Raw genomic sequence first — 16181 nt, 5'->3', positions numbered from 1 at the left:
CCGCCGCTATTGCGTTTCGGTTGGTGTGCCGTCACCCCGGCCACGCTGCTGTTCCGGATGCAGCGATTTTCCGAGGATATGATGATCGTCGCCGACGACATGCGCGCCGGAGCCGACGATCAGCGGGTCGGGCCCGCGCACGATCCGGCGGTCCTTGTTGTCATAAGGCAGACTGGACAGGAAGTGCTGCATGCAGGCCAGCCGCGCCCGTTTCTTATCGTCCGACTTGATGATGGTCCACGGCGCATCGGCCGTGTCCGTATAGAAGAACATCGCTTCCTTGGCCTCGGTGTAATCGGGCCACTTGTCCAGCGACGCCAGGTCGATGGGAGAAAGCTTCCACTGCTTCAGCGGATCGGTCTCCCGCGCTTTGAAGCGCCGTTTCTGCTCTTCCTGGGTAACCGAGAACCAGTATTTGTACAGACGAATTCCGGAGCGGGTCAGCATCTGTTCCAGCACCGGCGTCTGGCGCATGAATTCCAGATAGTCGGAGGGAGAACAGAACCCCATCACCCGCTCGACACCGGCCCGGTTGTACCAGGAGCGGTCGAACATAACCAATTCACCACCCGTCGGCAGATGCTCGATATAGCGCTGGAAGAACCACTGATTCTTTTCCCGGTTGGTCGGCTTGTCGAGCGCAACAACATGGGCCCCGCGCGGGTTCAGATGCTCCATGAAGCGCTTGATCGTCCCGCCCTTGCCGGCCGCATCCCGTCCCTCGAAAAGGATGACGACCTTCTGTTCGGTATCCTGGATCCAGCGCTGCGCCTTCAGAAGTTCTGCCTGCAGACTGGCCTTCTGGCGTTCATAGACGGCCCGCTTTATTTTATCATGATAGGGATATTCGCCAGTCTCGAAGATGCGATGGATCTCTTCCGGGCTATGCCGCATTTCTGAGAGGTGGTGGAGTGTTTGCCCGGCGGCCGCATGCGCAGCTCGGCTATGGTCCGCTGCATCAGGCGCCGCTTTATCAGGCACAGTGTCCACGGCAGGCGCAGTGGCTGCTTTACTCTTCGTCGAGGCAGTCGTTCGCCGCTTGGCTGCCGCAGGCTTCGTCACATCTGTCATATCAATTCTCCCTGATCGGCCGGTCCCACCCGGTCAACCACTTGGCACCTGAAATCCGGCGCGATCATTGATCGATATCAAAATCGCGGAATGTCGGGAAACGGTAGCTGGCCCGCGCTGACATGCATCCGGCCGAGCTCGGCGCAGCGGTGCAGTTGCGGGAACACCTTTCCCGGGTTCAGCAAGCCATCCGGGTCGAAGGCGCATTTCACCCGCTGCTGCTGGTTCAGGTCGGTCTCTGTGAACATCGCGCCCATCAAGTCGCGCTTCTCGATGCCAACTCCGTGCTCGCCCGTCAGCACGCCGCCAAGCTCGACGCAGGACGTCAGAATGTCGGCGCCAAATGCTTCCGCCCGTTCCAGCTCACCCTCCTTGTTCGCGTCGAACAGGATCAGCGGATGCAGATTGCCGTCACCGGCGTGGAAGACATTGGCGACCCGCAAATTGTGCTTCTTCGACATCGCACTCATCCGGGTCAGGATTTCCGGGAGCTGTTTGCGCGGAATGGTGCCATCCATGCAGATATAGTCGGGCGAGATCCTTCCGACCGCCGGGAACGCGGCCTTGCGTCCGGCCCAGAAGGTGTTGCGCTCGTCCTCGCTCTCGCTGATCCGGATTTCGCTGGCACCGTTCGCTTCCGCGATCGCCCGCACCTGGCCGATCAGATAATCGACCTCGACCTCCGGGCCATCGAGTTCCACGATCAAAAGAGCACCGACATCGCGCGGATAACCGGCATGGACGAAATCCTCCGCCGCGTTGATCGCCGGATTATCCATCATCTCCATGCCGCCCGGAATGATCCCGGCACCGATCACAGCCGCGACGCAAGCGCCGGCCTCCTCCGGTGTCGGAAAGCCGACCAGCACGGCGCGCGCTGTTGAGGGCTTGCGCAGAATCCGCACGGTGACCTCTGTGACCACGCCCAACAGACCTTCGGAGCCGGTGATCAGGCCGAGGAAGTCGTAGCCGTCCGCTTCAAGATGCTTGCCGCCAAAACGCAGGATCTCGCCATCAATAGTGACGAATTCGACGCCGAGCACATTGTTGGTGGTGAGACCGTATTTCAAGCTGTGCACGCCACCGGAATTCTCCGCGATATTGCCGCCGATCGAACAGGCAATCTGGCTGGAAGGATCTGGCGCGTAATAGAAGCCGTCATCCTGCACCGCGTGAGTGATGCCGAGATTTGTCACGCCCGGCTGGGTCACCACTGCTCGATTGTCATAATCGATATCGAGAATCCGGTTGAACTTGCCGAGGCCGAGCAGAACACCGTCAGCCAGCGGCAGAGCGCCGCCGGACAAACCGGTTCCCGCACCGCGCGGCACGACCTTCACACCCGCTTTCTTGCAGTAACGCAGAATATCCGCCACCTGCTGCGTGGTTTCAGGCAGCACCACGATCATCGGCAACTGGCGATAGGCGGAGAGGCCGTCGGTCTCGTAGACTCGCATGGAATCGGTTTCGGTGATCACCCCCTCACCAGGGACGATTGCCCGAAGCGCGGCCGCGATTTCCTCGCGGCGGCCGATAACGGACTGATCAGGCTCCGGCATCTGCATAGCGCTCTCCCACTTGTTTTTCAGTCCACAATAGGACCGTCGGACACGGTGGGCAATCTGACGTCGAAATTCCGTATGGAAAGATCCAATCCCACGATATGGAATTACTTTTTCAAACATGAAAAAGGCGGCGGTCCTTACGGACAGCCGCCTTGATCGGATCAGGCCGAGGCTATTAGCCCTGACGTGCCTTGAAGCGCGGATTCTGCTTATTAATCACGTAAGTCCGGCCCTTGCGGCGAACAACGCGACAATTACGGTCCCGCTTTCTCAGCGTCTTGATCGAATTCGCGATTTTCATGACACGAGTCCAAATAATTCTGTCGGAAAGGCTAGCTGCCTTCGAGAAGCGCGGAACATATGGTGGGGGATTGGGGTTGTCAACGCCTGATCCCCGAAAAACGCCCTTGCGGAAACGTTTCCCGGATCAGGCCTTTACGGGCTTCAGAGCGAAATAACGATGCAGCCGGATCTCGCCCGCCTCAAGCAGTGCCGCCAGCCGCGCCCAGCGCTCGACCTCACCCATCAAAATCTCAAGTTGCCGAGGAGTGGCGCTGATCTTGCCTTCCTGATACCGGTCAATGAAGCTCTGGAAAGCCCGGGTCATATAGCCGTGATAGTCTTTGCTGATATTTTCGGACACCCGGACATCCATTTCCAGCGCAGCCATTTCCGCGTCGTAGCGATCCATCGTCCAGAGGTGAATCGGGAAAGGATCGTTCTTGATCCATTTCTGGACCGCAGCTGAAGGCTCTTTGCCAGGCGGGAGTACGAAATCGGTGAGCGACAATTGCCCGTACATCCGAAGCGCTCGCTTCAGGGTACGCAACATCCGGGTCTTATCCTCGGTCCTGAACAGGAACTCCCTGGTCAGGATACAGTCGAAACTGTTCGCCTTGAGCGTGATATTGGCCGGATCGTACTCCTGCAACTTGACCTTCGCCCGGGTCTGCGACATGTCGATATTGCGTTTGGAGATCTCGACCAGCTCCGGCACGTTCTCGAGCAGCGTCGCATAGCAGCCAAACTGACCGACCACCGAGATTGTGCCGCCGCCCATGCCGCTGGTCAGGTCGAGCAGGTTCATCTGGTTGTCGAGAGCGAACGGTTTGGCCAGGGTCAACGCATGCTGCGCACCGCCCGGCATGTTGAAGCCCTTGCCCCAGATAGCCTCGATCATTTCGATGGTTTTCGGATGCCAAGGACCAAGGGCTTCTTCCTCCTCGGGTTCCTTCTCCTCGAGTTCGAAATCGAAATCGAGTTTTGTCTCGTCGACAGAGAGTGTACGCAAAAAAGCGTACCAGACACGCTTTACGCGCCTCGCCACTTTGCTCTGCCGCCAACCACCCGCCAAGCTATCCCCCAAAGACTTCACTCAAATAAAGATACAATTTTATGTTAACCATGAATATTTTAACACTTTATGAATCTCTCACTGAGATTTCATTTTATCCACCTTTGCTTTCCCGTGAAAAATTTCCAAGCGTCATTCATGAAATGACTTTCGCGTATCGCCCGATTCTCCAACTTTTTCAAGTATTAGAAACACAAGAGCATTGAAATAGGGGAATTGACGATCATCAAGCTGAGCGGCCTATAGTCGCATTCTGACTTTGCAAAGCTGGATAGTGGACATGAGTGCTGGATTCTCCGAGACCTTTCGGGGTGACGTTAAAGCCTGGGAATGCGACGTCGTCGAACATTTCACCGTCGCCTATTACTATGAAAAATTTGAAGCGGCCGGCTGGCGCTTCCTGCGGGACCATGGCCTCGACCCGAGGAAGGTCCGCACGACGGACTGCTACACGCGCTATCAAGCCGAACTTCGAAAGGGTGATCTGTTCCATATCGAAACCGGCCTGATCGAGACCGGGCTGCGCCCCGTGATTGCCCACAAACTCTTCAATTCAGAGACAGGCAAGCTCTGCACCACCATGGAGCAGACGCTGGACGGCGCTGCACTGACCGGCTCCGAAGTCGAGTGGGACGGACCGCCGAAGGAAGAGCGGGCTCCCGCATCCGCGTCGGCGAAATGGGTGCGCGCCGGGATGGATGTGGTGCGGCCGAGCGATCTCGACTGGACAGGCAAACTCGGCCTTGGCGGGCTGATCCACCAGTTCTCCGGCTCCGGCTTCCACGCCCTTGCCACCATCGGCATGAGTCCGGCCTATTTGCGCGACAACCGGCGCGGCTTTTCGACCTTCGAATTCCAGATCGAGATGGATCACTGGCCGGACAGCGGCGATCTCGTGCATATCGACAGCACGGTCGCCCATGTCGGCTCGTCCTCCATCCGGATGGTGCATCGCCTGATGGACACGACGAAGAACACCCGGCTGGCCGAACTCAGCCAATTCGGCGTCCATCTCGATCTCGACGCGCGCAAACCGACACGGCTACCGGAATCGATCCTCGAAAAGGCAAAGGAAATGCTCGGCGCCTAAGCCCAAGCCGTTCAGTCCGGCCCATTCAGAAAAGCGGCATCTGACCGAAGCTCAATCAAGGTCGGGCCCGTTGCAGAGAAGGCTTCGGCGAGCGCATTGCCGAAGCCTTCCGCACTTTCGGGGCGGGCATAGCCACAACGATAGGCTGCCGCGAGTGCGGAGAAATCGGGCACCAGCAAATCCGTTCCCAACGGCTGCACGCCGGCGTCGATCATATGATCCCGGATTTCGCCATAACCGCCATTGTTCCAGACCACAACCGGCAAAGGCATACGCAGCTCCGCCGCGACGATCAGTTCCTCCGCCGTAAACAGCAACCCGCCATCGCCGGCAATTGCCATGGCCGGCCGGTCCGGTGCGCCGAGTTTCGCGCCGATCGCCGCCGGCACGCCGGTACCAAGGGTCCCGAAGCCGTTCGGGAAATGCCAGCCATTGGGGTGGTCGATCCGGAAGTAGGACGCGCCGGTATAGGCGACCTGCGTCGAATCGAGGGAGATGAAGCAATTCTCCGGCAAGTATTCGGCCAGCATGTTCAGCATGCGGCAGCGGTTCATCGTCTCGGGCGTCTCATGCACCGCACGGTTCTCTTCCCAGAGACGCGCGGCACGGTCTTGCCCGCCGGAAGCAGGCCTGCCGCCAAGGCTCTGGATCAGCGCTTCCATGGTCAGCGCGGCATCCCCCAGGATCGCGAGGTCGGGACGGAAGCCGCGCACAAGCTGCGCCGGGTCGATATCCACACGGATCAGCCGGGCACCAAGCTGAATATCCGAAGCACTCGTCCAGAAACTCGTCTCCGCCAATTCGGAACCCACCGCGAGGACGATGTCGGCATCGGCGAGCGCGCGCTGTGTCGGCTCAAGTTCAAGAGTTGCCCCGGCGCTGAGGGGGTGCGTTTCCGGAATCGTCCCTTTGGCGGCCGTGGTCGTCACGACCAGGGCGCCAAGCCGCTCCGCCAATGCGAGCGCTTCGGCCCCGGCCCATTTCGCCCCGCCGCCGAGCAGCAGTATCGGACGTTCTGCCTTGGATAGGAGCGCCCCCGCTTTGGCTACAGCACCAACTTCAGGTCCGGGCTTCGACGTTCTTGGCCATGCGGTGGCATCAACGTTGGCGGGCTGATCAAACAGATTGCGCGGCACCTCCAGGCCAACCGGACGGGGACGCCCGCTGTCGAACTGGGCAAACGCCTGGGCAAACACCTCCGGCAGATTTTCCGGAGCCCGCAGTTGATGATTGAAGGTAGTGACGGTCCGCGCCGCGTCGTGCTGGTTCGGCATTTCGTGCAGGAAGCCCTGCCCCATACCGAGCTCGTTGCTCTTGTTCGCCGCGGCGACGACGAGCATCGGCACGGAATCCGAATAGGCCTGACCGATCCCCGTCGCGGCATTGAGCAGCCCTGGGCCGGTGATGACCGAACAGGCTGCCGGACGGCCGGTCGCAAGACCATATCCGTAGGCCATCAGCGCCGCACCCTGCTCATGCCGTGGCGTCACGTGGCGCAGACCGCTCGATACCAGAGCCCGGTAGAAGGCTACGGTATGCACGCCCGGAATGCCGAAGATCGTATCGATCCCGTAGCTTTCCATCAGTCCGACAATCGCATCGGCGCAGCTTTTCTCGGCCATTCCGCCCCCGTTACTTTCTGATAATTAACGCCGACCCGAGCCGGTACCCTGCACCAGTAGGCACTTCACGGGACCCTAACGCCCGGTCTATCGTCGGCAAAACAACAAATTCTTAAGCGCAATTAAGCCCACTTGGAGAGAGACGCCATGACCACGGACATTCAGCAAGCCCGCATCGATCTCGCCTGCTCACTACGCTGGTCCGCCCGCATGGGCCTCAACGAAGGTGTGGACAATCACTTCTCTCTGGCCCTGCCCGATGATGACGGCGTGATGCGCGGCAACCGCTTCCTGATCAATCCGTTCGGCTGGCACTGGTCGGAAGTCACCGCCTCCTCAATGGTCCTCTGCGACGGTGACGGCACTGTGCTGGAAGGATCGGAGACGGTCGAGGACACGGCCTTCTTCATTCACAGCCAGATGCACAAGAACGTGCCGAGCGCGGTCTGCATCATGCACACGCACATGCCCTATGCCACCGCCCTTACCCTGCTGGAAGGCGGACGACTTGAGATGTGCGAACAGAACGCGCTGATGTTCGACGGCCGCATCGCCTATGACGACGAATATGAAGGTCTGGCGCTGGATGAGGACGAAGGTGCGCGGATGGCGAGCAAAATCGGCAACAACGCGATCCTGTTCCTCGCCTGCCATGGCGTCATCACCACCGGCGCCACGGTGCAGGACACGTTCAACGATCTCTATTACCTGGAGCGCGCCGCAAAGGTGCAGGTGCTGGCGAAATCCACTGGCCAGAAAATGCGCACGATTTCGGAACGAGTCCGCTCCCACACCCGCCAGCAGGCCTCGACCGAAAATGCCCGGGTCGCGGACCGGCATTTCAAGGCATTGCGCCGGATGCTGGAAAAGGAAGAGCCCGATTTTCTGAATTAAGATAACAAAGTCTGAAATCGGAACATCAACTGAATAAACTTTTATGGCGAATATTAACGCATGAAAATAACCCTTTAAGGGCATACTGATTGGTGGCACGATCCCGCCTTGTCGTGGGCACAGGTCCGCGACGATGCAGGACCGGGATCGATGGACGGGCACGGGAAAATCGATAGCGACGCCGAGCAGGGGAGTAGTGCGCCAATCGAGCACGCGCTGTCCCCTTATCTCACCATTCAGAAAGCGGCCGCCTGCCTGCGGTCCTTCTATGGCGATGCGGTCAACCGAGCCCAGCTCCTTGAGGAAATCGGCCGGGTTGTCGCGGCACACAAGATTACTCTGCTGTCTATCGACGTCTTCGATACAGCATTGCTAAGGTCACCGGGATCGGAACTTGGCCGTTTCTGGTCTCTCTCGAAGCGCTTCCATGAAACACTTCCGGCAAGTGCCAACGGACCGGATCCGTCGGTAGAAGATGCAATGCTTGTCCGCATCGCCGCGATGCGCGCCACCTATGGAATGCAACGGCACTCCGTCATTGGGAGCGATCCCTCACTCGACGATATTGCCGGAACCGTCTGCTCACTTCTCAACCGACCGGATCTGACCGAGCATTACGTCCGGACAGAACTGGAATGCGAGATTGAGGACGTCACGCTCAACCCGCTGATCCCCGAGATCAGGGAGCGCTTCCCCTCGCTGCGGACTGTATTTCTCTCCGACATGTATCTCGACAGCAGACGGATCGGACGCATCCTCGCAGCAAAGATCAGGTCCAAGCACCGTCCAGAAGTTTATTCCTCGGCAGACGGACACGGTAGCAAGATTGGCGGCGGCCTGTTCGATCATGTTGCAAAATCGCTGAGGGTCAAACCGAACCACGCCCTGCATATAGGCGACCATCTTCAACATGATTATCGCGGTGCCAAGCGCCGTGGCTGGCATGCTCTGCACCTTCCCTTGCCGGATGAAGAACTTCGCGAACGGCGAGCCCATTTTGCCGGCACCCGTGCCGAGATCATCCCGCTGGATGGCGGCTTCGGTCATGAATGTAGGTTTGCGCCATGACTAAGCGCCCCGCCGAAACGAGAGACATCCGGGAGATCGGTCGCGACCTTCTCGGCCCACTCGTCAATCTCTACCTGCTGAAACTGCACGCGCATCTTTTGCAGACCGATCCGCGCCGCGACCGCATCCTGTTCGGGCTTCGTGCAGGGTTGCGCATCCGGTCCCTCTACGGCACATGGCTTGAACGGCGCGGCTCCTCACTTCCAGATCATGCGGTTCTATTCAAAACCTCCCGGTTGATGGCCGTAAAGGCTGCCTTCAAGGCCGCCCCCGATCTCGCCCTGACGGCTCTTGCCCAGGAACTTGATGGAGAGAGCCTCGACACCATCGTTCGCGCCTTGCTCCGGGCGGAGGTGCCATCCAGAGAACTCAAACGCGGCATTCCCCCTATCCAGCAGCAGCCGCTGCACGAGTTTCTGCGCAGGGATATTCCGGAGGCACGGCGCGTCCGGCGCCACCTGCGCCGGCAGGCGGACCTCTTCGCGGACTATCTCGATGCCGTTGCCGGACCGGCGGAGCGGCTTGTTCTTGTCGATACCGGGTGGCGAGGCACTCAACAGCTCCTGCTCGAACGCACCTTCCCGAAGAGAGACTGGGCCGGTATCTATTTCGGCTGTATCGGGCGCGCCGATATTCTCGGGGTAAAGCCTCAGGAAATGTCCGGCCTGATATTCGACAGTCCGGAGATCGATCCCGAAAACCCTGCCTCGGCCCTCATCCTTCACCGTCATCTGATAGAGAACCTATTCGAGCCGTCTTTCCCGTCGGTCGAGCATCTCGACCGCAGCGACATCGAAGCCGCAAAACACGGAACCGCCGTAAAGAGTCCGGTCCGCGAACTGCCAGACCCGGCATATGAAGGCGTCATCGACCATATCGAAGCCCACGCTTTGGACAGCCCACGGGAAATAGCAACTGCCTATGCGATGGCGATGACCCGTCTCCCGGACATGATCGCGGCACCGACACCGGCAGACCTGGAACAGCTTACCCTGAAACCGCGCTCTCTCGATCTCGGGCGGACCGGCTCCGTCTCTGTCCTTCTTCCGGCAAAGGACCGCTATCCCGGCGACAGCCCGCAACAGCGGATCAGAGAGGCGCTCTGGGGACCGGGACAGGCCACCATCGAGTTTGACGAAAATCGCAGGCAACGCGCCCAACGGGCATTGCAGGCAAAAGTGACACGGCCACCGCGTACCGATGAGCCAACCGTTGCGATCATCACCCGCACCAAAGACCGCCCCCTATTACTGGAACGAGCGGCCCGCAGCGTTGCCGAGCAGACCTATCGGAAAATCCGTTGGGTCGTGGTCAACGATGGCGGCGATCCGGAACCGGTGCGCGATGTTCTTGAAGGATCCCTCGTTGACCCGGGCCAGATCATCTTTCGCTCCCACCCGGAAAGCCTCGGCATGGAAGCGGCCTCGAATGCCGGCATCCGCACATCAGCCTCCGACCTGATCGTCATTCATGACGATGACGATAGCTGGGAGCCGGATTTCCTTGAGCAGTCCGTCAACTTCCTCAACCGGCACCAGGGTCTGTATGACGGCGTCGTCTGCCACAGCACACATATCGAAGAGGTCATCTCGGGAAACACTGTTCTTGAGTGTGGCCGCCGCCCCTTCAACAACTGGCTGCACAATGTGCAGACTGCCGAAATGGCGGCCGGCAATGTATTCCCGCCGATATCCTTCCTGTTCCGCCGCGCCTTATGGGAACGCCTCGACGGGTTCGACGAGACGCTCCCGGTACTCGGAGACTGGGATTTCAATCTGCGCTTTCTGATGGAAGCAGATATCGGTGTGCTGCCATTGCCGCTGGCTAACTATCATCATCGCTCGGACGAGGGCGAGGACACGGACGGGAGTTACGCGAATTCCGATAGCGGAAGAGAAAACCCGCATGTCGCTTTCAATGCCATTTTGAGAAACCGCTACCTCCGGCGGGCGGCGCGCGAACCACAATTCGCCACACTCGCCGGGCTGATGGGGCAGGCATACGGATTGGGAGACCTGCGATCGCGCCTTCAGACAGTCCCGGCGACGCCATCCGCAGCGCTGGACGAGGCTGATGCGGGAAAACTGAAAAAGCGCTGTGTCGCCCAACAGCAGGAACTCGACCGGCGCTGGGTTCTCCTGCAAATGACCGTAACGGAGATCATCCGCACCCGGGGTCTGTCCATCGAGGCAGGCGATCTCATCCGGCAAATCTCCAGCCTGGCCGATGAATATGTCCAATCAACCGTGATCCAGCCGCCGCCGGATTTCGACGAGACAGCGTATCGGATGGAAAATCCGGATATCGCCCGGGCAATTGCCGAAGGGCGCTTCAAGACCGCTTTCGACCACTTCACCAAATTCGGCCGGCACCAGGGTCGGCAGCGGCCACATGCGGAACCTGCCGACCAGCAACGGATGCCCGCCGATGACTGAGCAACTCCTCGCCGCCAGCGCCTATATCCGCACCTTGCAGACGGAGATCAGTGCCGCCGAGGAAAAGGCGCAACGGATGCGGCAGACCATCGAGTCCTGTTGGTCGATGGCTGCAAACGCGCTCCCGCCACCAGCCATGATGAATGTCGTAGGGAGCCCGGATGAGACCCATTTCCGCGCAACAATGTGCGATCTGTTTGGCGAGCTGGTACAGCGCGGCAGCATCGACCGGACGGACACAATCCTCGACCTTGGCTGCGGTTGCGGGCGGCTCGCGATCCCCTTCGCCGCCCATCTGGATGGCGGCGCCTATTTCGGCGTCGACGTCTGGCCGGAGGGGCTCGATTGGTGCCGGGAAAACATAAATTCCGACACGGGAACCATCCGGTTCATTCAGAGAGAAGCGGTCAATAACTACTATTTCGAGCCCCGCGATCCCGGTGCCGCCAACCGCTACCACCTATCAGAGCTGGAACGTGAGCAAGTCGATTTCGCGTTTGCCGTCTCCCTCTTTACCCACCTCCAGAAACAGGACTGCATCAGCTATTTCTCCGAACTGTCGCGCGTCCTGAAACGAGGCGGCTGCGCGTACCTGACCTGCTTCATCATTGACGAGTTCTTCTTTGATTTTGTGCGCCGAACCGGCCTGCACCGATCCGTCTCGCAAGAGGAGCAAGGGTGTTATTACGCCTATCAGGGACAGGATTTTTTCGCCGGGTACACCCGGGAAACCTGGACCCGGATGCTGGAGGACAGCGGCCTCAAAATAGTCGGGTTCGACCCCGGAAAATGGGCCGAGAAACCAGGCGCCCTGCATTATCAGGACACATTCATGGTCGTGCCTCAAGGGTATCGAAAGGACTGACATTGGCCACGACAACGACACGACCAAGCAGGAGGAGCATCTCGTGGCATCTCTAGTAGGGGGCAGTTTCGATCCGCTGGAAAACCGGAACATCGACGCGGAGCAGAGCACGCTCATTCGCGATTTTCTCGATCAAATCGGCTTGTCGGAAGGGTCGGTCGAGACTGTCACGGTCCAATCATCTGGAGGCTCGTCCGGTATCGATAGCCAAGAGCCCTTCGTCCTTCCCGACGCAACGACCGCGGCGACCGTTCTGGCTCCTGACGGAGAGCAGATTTCGATCTCGCTCAATCCGGATTCCGCAACCGGACGGGTTCTGATCGTGCAGGGCTCCGGCGACGCCCTAATTACCGGCAGTGGCGGCGACGACAAGGTTCAGGCGGGCAGCGGCGCCGACACTGTCGATGCCGGCCGCGGCGACGATCTTGTTCGCGGCGGTCTCGGCTCCGACAACCTGGCCGGCGGCTTAGGCAATGACATCATTTACGGCAACACGGGAAGCGACACGATCGGCGCGGACGACGGCGCGAACAGTCTTTTCGGTGGCCAGGGAGAAGATTGTATATCCGGCGGAGACGACGGCGATTTCATCATGGGGAACCGGGACGCGGACATCGTCTACGGAAACATCGGCGCGGATGTCGTTTACGGAAACCAGCAGAACGATACGATCTTCGGCGGAAACGGCCGTGACACACTCTATGGCGGTCAGAACAACGATATCCTGGAAGGCGGCGATGGAGACGATGCCTTGCACGGCAATCTCGGCGCCGATCAGTTCGTCTTCCGAACCAACAGCGGCGTAGACATCATTTATGACTTTGTGGCCGGAACCGACACAATCAGGGTCGCGTCGGGGATCAACGGCTTGCCAGTCACGGAAGCAGGGGATCTCGTGAGCCGCATCTCCAGCGATGCACTCGGCAATGCAGTGATCGATTTCGGGAACGGCAATGTTGTCACCATCGACGGCCTGAACGCCAGCGACCTGCTTGGCGACATAAACTCCTACATCAGCGTGGGTTAAGATTAAAGCCACCGGAGATTGAAGAGCTCGGAGCTCTCCCGGAAATGGTAAAAGCCCCCTCAGACCAACAATTCGAGACGACTCGCATACAAATGCAGTCAATGATAGAAACTTATTGGTTGTATTTATGTGAAATCAATAGTGATGCCAAAGCAAGCCAATACAGCCCTGCCACCCTCCCGGCATTTTCAGTCAATTATGATGAAATGCGTACCCGGGCTAGTGCTCTGCATTGTTCTGAGTTTCGCCATTTCACTCACAATGTTCGTTCCGCCCCTCTACATGCTGAAACTGTTCTCCGGTGTAACGGAAAGCGGCAGCGTTGCAACTATTGCCGGATTGTCGCTTCTCGCCGGCGGAGCGATCCTGCTCTATTCTATCCTCGATTACCTGCGCAGCCTCACCTACCAGCGCCTTTCCGGCTGGCTGGCAGAGCGATTAGGTGAGGTGGCAATCGCGCCGATCTCGGCGCTCTCTCTCGGGGGCGGCGAGAGACCGGCCGAACTGCTAAAGGATATCGGACTGCTGCGCGACTTTGTGTCGGGAGGCGCGCTTACCGCCGGACTGGAAATGATTTGGGCGCCGATGTTCTTCGGGGCCCTCTTCCTTATGCATCCCTATTTTGGCTGGCTCGGCCTCGGCGCGGGATTTGTCCTCATGGTCATGGCCGTGACAAACGATCTGCTGACCAGAGCACCAGCCCGGCAAAGCAGCGACTGTGCGGAAACCGCCTATCGCGAGATCGGCGATGCCCTGCGCTGTGGCGAAGTTATCGATGCCATGGGGATGCTCGGCAACGTCGCCCGGAGATGGCGCGTGCAAAATGCAGCAATGATCGCCGCGAATATGCGCGGGGCGCAACGTCAGGCGATCATTCTGAGCACAGCGAGGGGCTTCCGTCTCTCGGTACAACTGGCCGTGTTTGGCGGCGGCACCCTGCTGGTTCTGGAACAGGCCGCCAATTTCGGCACGCTGCTCGCCAGCTCCATCATCCTTGCCCGCGCCCTCGCGCCGCTCGAGCAACTTCTTGACCGCTGGCGGCATTGGAATGCGGCGGCAGGCGCGATCCGGCGCATTGCGGCCACGCTGGGTGAACCCGCCCGGTTGCAGCGCTCGTTGATGCCGCAACCCCGTCCGTGCACCAGGCTGAGTCTCGACAATGTCTCTTTCGTGCCTCCCGGTGGATCGCGGCCAACCGTGAAAGGCGTCTCTCTCGATGTCCGCAGCGGAGAGTTCGTCTGTATCGCAGGCGCGGCGGCGTCCGGAAAAACCACCCTGCTTCAGCTTATGACGGGCCTATGGCAGCCGACCGTCGGCTTCGTCACGCTGGACGGCCACGATACCCATAGCTGGAACCGGGACGATTTCGGCCACCATGTCGGCTATCTGCCACAATCGGCCCAGCTTTTTGGCGGATCAATCCACTCGGTTATTTCGCGGATGTCGGAGGGCGATCCTTACGTCACGGTCAAGGCCGCGAAACTTGCTGGCATTCACCATGTGATCGGCAGATTGCCAAACGGCTATGACAGCCCGCTCGACAGACTGACCGGCGGGCAGAGACAACAGATAGGCATTGCCCGGGCGTTTTATGGCGACCCCGCACTGATCCTGCTGGACGAGCCGGACAATAACCTGGACGGACAAGCCCTGAACACCCTGATTACCACGCTCAAATGGCTGAAGGAGAGGGGCCGGATGATCATTGTGACCAGTCATCGCCAGGAAATGTTGCGTAGTGCGGACCGGGTGATCCTGCTCGACAACGGAGCCGTCGCAAAAATCGCTGTCCCGGCTCCCCCCCCTTCGCCCGACCTGTCCCCACCTTTGCCTGAGCCGGCCCCGTCATGAGCACGCTTACAGATTATCGAACCGGGAAGTTCGATTCCGGTCCTCCCATCGGTTTTATTATCCTGTCCGCTCTCTCTGCGATTACGCTCTTCGTGATCGGAGCAATACTCTGGAGTTGGCTTATTCCAATCAATGCCGCCGTGCTGGCCGAAGGCCGCGTGCTGGTTCAGTCCTACAAAAAAACGGTGCAGAGCCGGGACGGCGGGCGGATTTTGCGGATTCTGGTTTCGGAAGGAGACAGCGTCACCGCAGGGCAACCTCTGCTGCGTTTCGATCCGGCGGAGGCCTGGGCCGAGCATGACATGACCCGCAACCGGCTGATGCAGACACTCGGCCGCGAGGCCCGTCTGTCAGCAGCGCTACGCGGGGCGGACCAACCGGATTGGCCGGCCGCCCTGACCCGAAACCCAGCCGACCCGGATGCTCTGCGGGTAATGGAAATCGAGCAAACCCTGTTCACTGCGGCAAAGCAGGAGCAGGAAGGCAAGGAGCTGGTGCTGGCCCGCCGGATCGCGGAGATAGAGGAAGAAGTCCGCTCCCTTGAGGCGCAGGTTCACTCTACGGACAGACAGTTGCCAATGCTCGAAGAAGAAACTGCGGATGTGTCGACGCTGCTTAACAAAGGGTTAGAACGCAAGCCTCGGCTGCTCGCCCTGAAGCGCGCCCGGGAAGCCCTCCTCGGAGAGCGGAACTCGCTCCGGAGCAAGATCGCCCAGGCTGAGGAGAATTTGGCAGCCGCCAGGCTCAACCTGCTGGCCTTCCGGAGCCAGAGCCAGACGGAACTCGCCGAATCCCTGACCCGCACCTCAAATGAAATCGCAGCGTTGCATCAGCAAATGAAAAGCGCGCGCGACCGTCTCCGCAATACGGAGATACGCGCGCCTGCAGCGGGAGAAGTCGTCGATCTCGCTTTCCACACCATCGGCGGCGTGGCCCAGCCTGGGGAAGCAATCCTGAGTATCGTCCCGCGACAGGATGAGCTGGTTGTCGATGCCCGTATCCGCGCGGCGGATATCGACGCGGTCTATCGCGGACAGCTCGCCGAAATCCGAATCAGGGCCTACCGTTGGAGAGACCGGCCACCGCTGCATGCACGGGTCGTCCGGATTTCAGCGGATCTGCTGGAAGATGCGACAACCGGCCAGCCATTCTACGAAGCGCGGCTGAGGTTCGATATCGGCAGCAGTCAAGCGGCCGCGATATCCGCCCTCAAAGTAGGAATGGCGGCAGACATCGCTCTTCTGACTGAAGCTCGGACCGCCGCCGACTATATCCTGGGCCCGGTCTCCCAGCTTCTGTTCCGCGGATTCCGGGAGCGCTGAGCCACGCATTTCATCAC

General features: G+C 59.7%; 13 protein-coding genes. 8 read left to right on the top strand and 5 right to left on the bottom strand.

Going from position 1 to position 16181, the window contains the following annotated elements; translation table 11 throughout:
- Nucleotides 1-6 precede the first annotated feature (6 nt).
- The 4 genes from ppk2 to VOI22_RS14485 form a co-directional block, all read right to left on the bottom strand.
- A complete protein-coding gene (ppk2, locus tag VOI22_RS14500; protein WP_323797175.1) occupies nt 7-1071 on the bottom strand; it encodes a polyphosphate kinase 2 in 1065 nt (354 codons plus the stop codon).
- Nucleotides 1072-1148: 77 nt separating this feature from the next.
- Entirely contained in the window at nt 1149-2636 is a 1488-nt protein-coding gene (locus VOI22_RS14495) for an FAD-linked oxidase C-terminal domain-containing protein (RefSeq protein WP_323797174.1), read from the bottom strand.
- A 175-nt stretch (nt 2637-2811) separates the two neighbouring features.
- Nucleotides 2812-2937 carry a type B 50S ribosomal protein L36 gene (gene ykgO / locus VOI22_RS14490; RefSeq protein ID WP_028467147.1) on the bottom strand — a complete coding sequence of 42 codons (126 nt, stop codon included), beginning with the start codon at nt 2935-2937 and terminating at the stop codon, nt 2812-2814.
- Nucleotides 2938-3063: 126 nt separating this feature from the next.
- Nucleotides 3064-3963, bottom strand: coding sequence for a class I SAM-dependent methyltransferase (locus VOI22_RS14485; protein WP_323797173.1), 900 nt, complete (start codon nt 3961-3963; stop codon nt 3064-3066).
- Between the two features lie 307 nt (nt 3964-4270).
- On the opposite strand from VOI22_RS14485, the gene VOI22_RS14480 reads away from it, so the two are divergent.
- Nucleotides 4271-5080 carry a thioesterase family protein gene (locus tag VOI22_RS14480; protein ID WP_323797172.1) on the top strand — a complete coding sequence of 270 codons (810 nt, stop codon included), beginning with the start codon at nt 4271-4273 and terminating at the stop codon, nt 5078-5080.
- 11 nt (nt 5081-5091) lie between these two features.
- Here the strand turns inward: VOI22_RS14480 and VOI22_RS14475 are convergent, their stop codons facing one another.
- Nucleotides 5092-6702 carry a 5-guanidino-2-oxopentanoate decarboxylase gene (locus VOI22_RS14475; protein WP_323797171.1) on the bottom strand — a complete coding sequence of 537 codons (1611 nt, stop codon included), beginning with the start codon at nt 6700-6702 and terminating at the stop codon, nt 5092-5094.
- Nucleotides 6703-6849: 147 nt separating this feature from the next.
- On the opposite strand from VOI22_RS14475, the gene VOI22_RS14470 reads away from it, so the two are divergent.
- The 7 genes from VOI22_RS14470 to VOI22_RS14440 all read left to right on the top strand — a co-directional run bounded on the left by VOI22_RS14470 (nt 6850) and on the right by VOI22_RS14440 (nt 16164).
- Nucleotides 6850-7596: an aldolase gene (locus tag VOI22_RS14470; RefSeq protein ID WP_323797170.1), complete on the top strand. Its 747-nt coding sequence runs from the start codon at nt 6850-6852 to the stop codon at nt 7594-7596.
- Nucleotides 7597-7704: 108 nt separating this feature from the next.
- Nucleotides 7705-8664: a hypothetical protein gene (locus VOI22_RS14465; RefSeq protein ID WP_323797169.1), complete on the top strand. Its 960-nt coding sequence runs from the start codon at nt 7705-7707 to the stop codon at nt 8662-8664.
- Nucleotides 8661-11099 (top strand): glycosyltransferase family 2 protein, encoded by a 2439-nt coding sequence (locus tag VOI22_RS14460; RefSeq protein WP_323797167.1) that lies wholly within the window; start codon nt 8661-8663, stop codon nt 11097-11099. The genes VOI22_RS14465 and VOI22_RS14460 overlap by 4 nt, the downstream gene beginning before the upstream one ends.
- On the top strand, nt 11092-11964 hold the full coding sequence (locus tag VOI22_RS14455; RefSeq protein WP_323797166.1) for a class I SAM-dependent methyltransferase: 873 nt from the start codon (nt 11092-11094) through the stop codon (nt 11962-11964). The genes VOI22_RS14460 and VOI22_RS14455 overlap by 8 nt, the downstream gene beginning before the upstream one ends.
- 43 nt (nt 11965-12007) lie before the next feature.
- Nucleotides 12008-12991 carry a calcium-binding protein gene (locus tag VOI22_RS14450; RefSeq protein WP_323797165.1) on the top strand — a complete coding sequence of 328 codons (984 nt, stop codon included), beginning with the start codon at nt 12008-12010 and terminating at the stop codon, nt 12989-12991.
- Between the two features lie 144 nt (nt 12992-13135).
- Nucleotides 13136-14842, top strand: coding sequence for a type I secretion system permease/ATPase (locus tag VOI22_RS14445; protein WP_323797164.1), 1707 nt, complete (start codon nt 13136-13138; stop codon nt 14840-14842).
- Complete coding sequence (locus VOI22_RS14440; RefSeq protein WP_323797163.1) at nt 14839-16164, top strand: HlyD family type I secretion periplasmic adaptor subunit; 1326 nt, start codon at nt 14839-14841, stop codon at nt 16162-16164. Before VOI22_RS14445 ends, VOI22_RS14440 begins: the two co-directional genes overlap by 4 nt.
- The last annotated feature ends 17 nt before the right edge of the window (nt 16165-16181 follow it).

The organism is Nisaea sp. (assembly GCF_034670185.1).
GTDB lineage: Bacteria > Pseudomonadota > Alphaproteobacteria > Thalassobaculales > Thalassobaculaceae > Nisaea.
Note: the sequence above shows the minus strand (reverse complement) of the source record. Positions and strands in the feature narration are given on the sequence as shown.